This window comes from Streptomyces viridochromogenes DSM 40736, assembly GCF_000158955.1.
In the GTDB taxonomy this organism is placed as follows: Bacteria; Actinomycetota; Actinomycetes; order Streptomycetales; family Streptomycetaceae; genus Streptomyces; species Streptomyces venetus.
Genome location: NZ_GG657757.1, coordinates 6,346,441 through 6,353,228, shown reverse-complemented (window position 1 = coordinate 6,353,228; position 6,788 = coordinate 6,346,441). Strand labels below are relative to the sequence as shown.

The following is a 6,788-nucleotide window of genomic DNA, read 5'->3' as shown; positions in this document are numbered from 1 at the left end:
CCGACTTCCAGCTCGACGAGCTCGTCCACCGCCTCATAGGCCGCATCACCCGCCTCATCCGCACCGAACTGCGCCAGGACCGCGAACGCATCGGCAGACTCCGCGATCCCCGCCACTGACCCCGAAGAAAGGCCCCCGATGTCCCGCCAGGATCCGGGATCCACCATCTGGTTCACCCTCAGCATCGACGGCGAGAGCCTCGGCTACTTCAACGGATGCGAAGGGCTGTCCTCGCAGGTGGAGATCGAGCAGCGCCAGGAGGGCGGCAACAACGGCTTCGTCTGGCAGCTGCCGACCCGCGTGTCGTTCTCGACGATCCGGCTGACCCGCCCGCTCACCCCGGACACCACGAAGGTCGCCAAGTGGATCTCGTCCCTGCAGACCGGGATCAAGCGGCCCACCGCCCAGATCACGGCGCTGCGCGCGGACGGGTCGGAAGTCGCGCGGTGGGGGCTCATCGACGTGCTGCCGGTGAGCTGGACCGGCCCCTCCCTCGACCCGGCGAACCCGGCCGTGGCGACCGAGGTGCTGGAGATCACCCACCACGGGTTCACGGACTGAACGACCGCAACGGCCTGAACGGACTGACGGAGGAAGCGGGACATCATGGCCAAGGGCAGCAGGCGCGGCGCCGGCAAGAGCCTCATACGCGCCGCACTCGCCATCCACGAACCGCCGAAGGGCAAGAGCAGAACGCCCGGCGGCCTCATCAAGACGTTCGACTTCGACTTCAACCCGGCGCAGCTGTCGCTGAGCCGCCGGGCCCAGTGGAAGGCGACCCCCGCGCAGATGGAACGCGTCGGCCCGCTCCCGGAGTTCATGGGCGCCGAGCCCCGGGAGATGAGTGTCGAGATCTTCCTGGACTCCTCCGACGAGCCGAACAGCAACACCGTCCTGAAGAAGGTCGACTCGCTGCTCGCCTGTTGCGAGGTGACGGCCAAGAGCCTCGCCGCCAAGCAGCCGTCGCCGCCCTGGGTCGTCTTCCAGTGGGGGTCGTTCTCGACGGCCCGGTTCACGGCGTACGTCAGCTCCGTGGAGGCGGACTACACGCTGTTCTCGACGACGGGTGTGCCGATCCGCGCCACCTGCCGGCTGCAGTTGCACGAGATCGCCGGCAAGACGAAGCGGCAGAACCCGACCTCCGGCGCGCCCACCGCGCAGCGGGTGCACCGGGTCGTGGCGGGCGACTCCCTGCAGTCGCTGGCCTGGCGGGAGTACGGCAACGCGGCCGCCTGGCGTGCCATCGCCGAGACCAACGGCATCGACGACCCGGCGCGGCTGCCGACCGGCGTCGAACTGGTGCTGCCGGCCGCCGAGGAGGTGCGCTACTGATGGTGCAGTCCGCGTTCTCCAGCGTCGTCGACGTGAAGATCGGCGGCGCCCCGCTGCCGCCCGAGTTCGCCCCGGACCTGGTGGAGAGCTATGTCGACCAGGGGGTCGGTGTCCCGGCCGCGTTCCGGCTCACCTTCCGCGACCCGTACCGGCTGCTGCTGGGCAAGCTGAAGATCACCTTCGGCACGGAGGTGGTGTTCGCGCCGGTGGCGGACGGTGAGGGTGCCGGGGATCCGCTGCTGACCGGTGAGGTCACCGGCCTGGAGGCCGACTACGACGGCACCGGCAGTTACACCGTCGTCCGCGGCTACGACGTCGGGCACCGATTGCTGCGCCAGCGCCGGGTGGCGGCCTACCGCAACCAGAGCGCCTCCGACATCGCCCGCAAACTCGCCGGCAAGGACGACGTGCCGATCGGGCGGATCGAGTCGACGAAGACGGTGTACGAGTTCATCAGCCAGTCCAACGTCACCGACTGGGACTTCCTCGCCCGGCTCGCCGACGAGAACGAGATGGTCATGTCGGTGGACGCGGACGGCAAGTTCCAGTTCGTGAAGCCCAAGTCGGCCTCCGGGGCGCCCTCCCCGGGGACCGACGGCGACAAGAGCCCGTTCGTCCTCCAGGGCGGGCACGACATCCTGCGCCTGCGGGCCGCCGTCACCGCCGCCGACCAGGTGGCCAAGGTCGAGGCGCGCGGCTGGGACGTGACGACGAAGACGAAGCTGACCGCCACCGCGGCGGCCACCGGCAATCCCGGCATCACCATCGGCACCACCCCGGGCGCGGCGGCCGGGAAGTTCAAGGCCGCGAAGCTCGTGGAGACGGGAACGCCCTACGACAAGCAGAACGAGGTGCGGTTCGCCGCCGACGCCCTCGCCGACGACGTCACCGGCTCGTTCGCCGAGCTGGAGGTCGTCGCCCGGGGAAACCCCAAACTGCGCCCGGGAGTTCCGGTGGCGCTGGCAGACGTCGGCGAGCCCTTCGAGGGCAAGTACACCGTCACCTCGGTGCGGCACGACTTCGGCGACGGCAAGCACTACGAGGCGTGGGTGACCGTCAGCGGACGGCAGTGGCGTTCGCTGTACGGGCTGGCCTCGGGCGGCGGGTCGCAGACCGCGCCCCGCATGCCGAGTGTGGCGAACGCGCTGGTCACCGACGTGAACGACCCGCTCAAGCAGGGGCGGGTGCGGTTGCAGTTCCCGTGGCTGGACGACAGGTACGTCAGCGACTGGACGCGGACCGTGCAGATGGGCGGTCTGGGCGGCGGCGGGGTGTTCCCGATGGACGTCAACGACGAGGTGCTGGTGGCGTTCGACCGGGGTGCCCTGGACCATCCGTTCGTGATCGGCGGTCTCTACAACGGGCGGGACAAGCCGACCCCCGTCGGTGACGTGCCGCTGCACGACGCCGTCCGCAAGAAGGCGAGCCGGCACACCGTCTCCGACCGGGACGGCAACCGGATGGACCTGCTCAGCCAGAAGACCGGCCTGCGCAAGCAGGGGGTCCGGCTGGCCTCCGGAGACAAACAGCTGACCATCAACCTGGACCGCACCAAGACCGAGATCGTGGTGGACAGCAAGGGGTCGGTGACGATCAAGGGCAGCCGGTCGGTGTCGGTCGAGGCCGGCACCGACCTCACGCTGAGCGCGAGGCGGTCCGTGAACATCAAGAGCGGCGGGTTGGTCAACATCCAGGGCCGCGGGCTGGTCAACCTCAAGTCGCTCGGCGGAGCGGTCACCGTGGACGCGATGGGCGCGCTCAATCTCAAGGCGCTCGGCGCGGCGACGTTCACCGCGGGCGGCACGGTCCAGGTCAACACCGTTGCGAATGTCGGCATCCGGGCGATCACCATCGCGCTGCAGGGCGCGGTGTTGGTCAACAGCAAGCCGTATCCGCTGCCGTGACGACCGTCGAGCTCTTCAAGACCGTCAGCATGAGGAGAAGGCAGGTGGCCCACTGATGGCCCAGCAGTTCGTGGGCTCCGGCTGGTCGTTCCCGCTGCGTATCGGGCCGACCGGCGGGATCGCGCTGGTCAGCGGGGAACGGGAGATCGAGGAGGCGATCCGGCTGGTCCTGTCGACCGCGCCGGGCGAGCGGCCGATGCGGCCGGACTTCGGCTGCGCGATCCACGACCTGGTGTTCGCGCCGGTCAACGAACAGACCGCGGGCCGGATCCAGCACGAGGTGTACGTCAGCCTCGACCGCTGGGAGCCGCGCATCGAGGTCGACGAGGTCGAGGTCAGCGCCGGCACCGACCAGAGCGTGCTCTACATCGACGTCCGCTACTCGATCCGCGGCACCAACAACCCCCGCAGCCTGGTCTTCCCCTTCTACGTCATTCCGTCCCACGAGGAGCCCGACGCCCCCGGCGCGGGCGCCGCCCCCGAAAGCGACCGCTGATGGCCCTGCCCTCACCCAACCTCGACGACCGCCGCTTCCAGCAGTTCGTCGACGACGCCAAGCGCTACATCCAGCAGCGCGCCCCGGAGTGGACCGACCACAACGTCTCCGACCCGGGCGTCACCCTCGTCGAGACGGTCGCCCACATGGCCGACCAGATCGTCTACCGGCTCAACCGGGTGCCGGAGAAGAACCATCTGGCGTTCCTGGACCTCGTCGGGATCACCCTGTTCCCGCCGTCCGCGGCCCGCACGGACGTGACGTTCTGGCTGTCGGCACCACAGGAGGAGCCGGTGCGGGTGCCGGTCGGCACGGAGGTCGCGACGCTGCGCACCGAGAGCGAGGAGGCGGTCGTCTTCGCGACGGAGCGCGAACTGACGGTGGTGCCCAGCGCGTTGCGCCATCTGCTGGTGCAGCACCGGGGCGAGCCGGTCGTCGACCGGACGCACGACCTCGCGGCCGGGGACAAGGACCTGCTGTGCTTCGCCGAGTCGCCCGGCCCGGGTGACTGCATGCTGCTCGGTCTGACCGCGGCGGTGCCGCACTGCGCGCTCGCCCTGGACCTGGACAGCCGGGTCGACGGTGTCGGTGTGGACCCGCGGCAGCCGCCGCTGGTGTGGGAGGCGTGGACCGCGGACGGCTGGCAGCCCTGCGAGGTCGACCGGGACGCCACCGGCGGCCTCAACCGTCCCGGCGAGGTCGTGCTGCACGTCCCCGGCGGACACGTGCTGTCCCGCAACGCCGGCCAGGAGGCCGGTTGGCTGCGCTGCCGGGTCACCGATCCCCTGCCCGACCAGCCGTTCTACACCACCTCGCCCACCGTGCGGGCCGTGGAGGCGTTCACGATCGGCGGCACCACGGCCACCGTGCACGCCGAGACGGTGTACGACGAGGCGCTCGGTGAGTCCACCGGGCTGCCGGGGCAGCGGCTGCGGCTGGCCCACGCCCCCGTGGTCGGCGACGACCCACCGGTGCTGCTGCAGACCGCCGAGCACGACGGCTGGACGGACTGGCAGGTCGTGCCGAACTTCGCCTCGTCGGGGCCTGACGACCGGCACATCACCCTCGACGCCACGACCGGCGAGATCGCGTTCGGCCCGGCCGTGCGCGAACCCGACGGCTCCCTGCGGCAGTACGGGATGGTCGCCCCCAAGGGCGCCCCCGTCCGGGCCCGCCGCTACCGCACCGGCGGCGGCCGCGCGGGCAACGTGGCCCGCGGCGCCGTGCAGATCCTGCGCACCTCCATCCCGTACGTCTCCGAGGTCGTCAACCGCGAGGCCGCGCGCGGCGGGGTCGACGGGGAGACGGTGGAGGAGGCGAAGGTCCGGGCCCCGATCACCCTGCGCGCCCAGGAGCGGGCGGTGACACTGCGCGACTACGAGGAACTGGCCCGCCGCGCCGCCCCCGAGACCGCGCGCATCACCTGCCTGGAGGGCAAGGAGGGCGAGCACGGAGCCTACGCCGTACGGGTGCTGGTCGTGCCGCAGGCCGTGCCCGACCCCGGCGGCCGCCTCCGTTTCGAGCAACTGGTGCCCGGTGACGCCCTGTTGGACCGCATCACCCGGCATCTGGACGAACGGCGCCTGATCGGCACCCGGTTGGCCGTGGGGCCGCCGTACTACCAGGGCGTCACGGTCGTGGCCACCGTGCACTCCTTCCGGGGTGTGGACACCGATCGGGTGCGCCGGCAGGCTCACGACGCGCTGTACCGGCATCTCGATCCGCTGACCGGCGGCTCGAACGGGAAGGGCTGGCCGTTCGGGCGGCCCGTCCAGGCCGGGGAGGTGTTCGCGGTGCTGCAGCGCGTGCCGGGTGTCGAACTGGTGGACGCGGTGGTGCTGCACCCCGCCGACCCCCTCACCGGCAAACGCGGGGAGCCGACGGACCGCATCGACCTGTCGGCGCCGTCGCTGGTCTTCTCCTTCGACCACCGCGTCCGGGTGATCGGGGACGGTTCCTCATGAGGGGCTCGATCGACGGCCTCGGATCCTCCGCGCCGATCGGGGCGATGCTGCCGGCGGTGTTCGCCGACGACGACCTGGCCCAGCGGTTCGTCGCCGGGCTCGACGACGTGGTCGCGCCGATCCTCAGCGTTCTGGACTGCCTCGACACCTACTTCCGACCGTCGCTCGCGCCGCTCGACTTCACCCAGTGGCTGGGGAACTGGGTCGGCGCGGAGACCGAGGGCGGCGAACCGGAGCCGTTGCTGCGGGCCGCCGTGGCCGCCGCCGCGTATCTGCACCGCATCCGCGGCACCCGGCGGGGGCTGTCCGAGACGGTACGGCTCGCCTTCGGGGTGGCGCCGGAGATCACGGAGAGCGGCGCCGCGAACTGGAACGCCCGCCCGCTGGGCCCGTTCCCCGGCGATCCACGCCCCCACCTCCATGTCCACCTGCGCCTTCCCGCGCCCACCACGGCGGACCACCACCGCCTGGACACCCTCGTGTCCGCCGCCCGCCCCGCCCACATGCCGTACACGGTCCAGGTGACCGCGACCGCCGAAAGGACCCCGCAACCATGACGACCCCCCAGAACTGCGCCGAATGCGGCACCCGTGCGCAACCGGGCCAGTCGTTCTGCGACGCGTGCGGCGCGGTACTCGGCTGGACGGACAGGCCTGCCGCCGCGGCCGGGAGTTCCGGTGCTGCCGGTACTGCCCGTGCCGCCGCCACCGATGACGCTCGCAGTGCCTCCGGCGCCTCCAGTGCAGGTGACCAGGCCGGTGCTGCCGGTACCACGTCCCGTTCCTCCGGGGCATCCGGCGCCCCTGGGGCAACCGGAGCCACCGGAGCCCCCGACGGATCGTCGCGCGAGGCCGCCTCCGCCCAGGCCGCCACCCCCGGCCGGGACGCGTTCTCCCGCCCGGACGGCGGTTCGGGCCTCTCTCACACCTCGCGGGACCGCCTGGGCGCGGGCAGCGCGACGCAGGCCCCCGCCGCCCCTGCCGCCCCTCGGCCGGAACCCGACGCCGCCACCTCCCCGCCCTCCGGCGACACGAACCACCCGGCCCCGGACGACACCGCCCCCACCGAACCCGTCCCCCCGGCCACCCCGAA

The 6,788-nt window shown here is 71.8% G+C and carries 6 protein-coding genes and 1 pseudogene; all 7 read left to right on the top strand.

Annotation, left to right across the window (positions count from 1 at the left end):
- Positions 1-138 precede the first annotated feature (138 nt).
- Positions 139-561, top strand: coding sequence for a phage tail protein (locus SSQG_RS28165; RefSeq protein WP_003993300.1), 423 nt, complete (start codon positions 139-141; stop codon positions 559-561).
- A 45-nt stretch (positions 562-606) separates the two neighbouring features.
- The gene (locus tag SSQG_RS28160; RefSeq protein WP_003993299.1) at positions 607-1,332 is read left to right on the top strand and encodes a LysM peptidoglycan-binding domain-containing protein; all 726 of its coding nucleotides are present in this window, start codon (positions 607-609) and stop codon (positions 1,330-1,332) included.
- The gene (locus SSQG_RS28155; protein WP_003993298.1) at positions 1,332-3,236 is read left to right on the top strand and encodes a VgrG-related protein; all 1,905 of its coding nucleotides are present in this window, start codon (positions 1,332-1,334) and stop codon (positions 3,234-3,236) included. The genes SSQG_RS28160 and SSQG_RS28155 overlap by 1 nt, the downstream gene beginning before the upstream one ends.
- Before the next feature lie 55 nt (positions 3,237-3,291).
- Positions 3,292-3,732 carry a GPW/gp25 family protein gene (locus SSQG_RS28150; protein WP_039933767.1) on the top strand — a complete coding sequence of 147 codons (441 nt, stop codon included), beginning with the start codon at positions 3,292-3,294 and terminating at the stop codon, positions 3,730-3,732.
- On the top strand, positions 3,732-5,696 hold the full coding sequence (locus SSQG_RS28145) for a putative baseplate assembly protein (RefSeq protein WP_039933766.1): 1,965 nt from the start codon (positions 3,732-3,734) through the stop codon (positions 5,694-5,696). The genes SSQG_RS28150 and SSQG_RS28145 overlap by 1 nt, the downstream gene beginning before the upstream one ends.
- The gene (locus tag SSQG_RS28140) at positions 5,693-6,253 is read left to right on the top strand and encodes a phage tail protein (RefSeq protein ID WP_003993295.1); all 561 of its coding nucleotides are present in this window, start codon (positions 5,693-5,695) and stop codon (positions 6,251-6,253) included. The genes SSQG_RS28145 and SSQG_RS28140 overlap by 4 nt, the downstream gene beginning before the upstream one ends.
- Positions 6,250-6,788 (top strand): annotated as a pseudogene (locus SSQG_RS43555) (hypothetical protein); the annotation flags it as partial. The gene SSQG_RS28140 and the pseudogene SSQG_RS43555, both read left to right, overlap by 4 nt.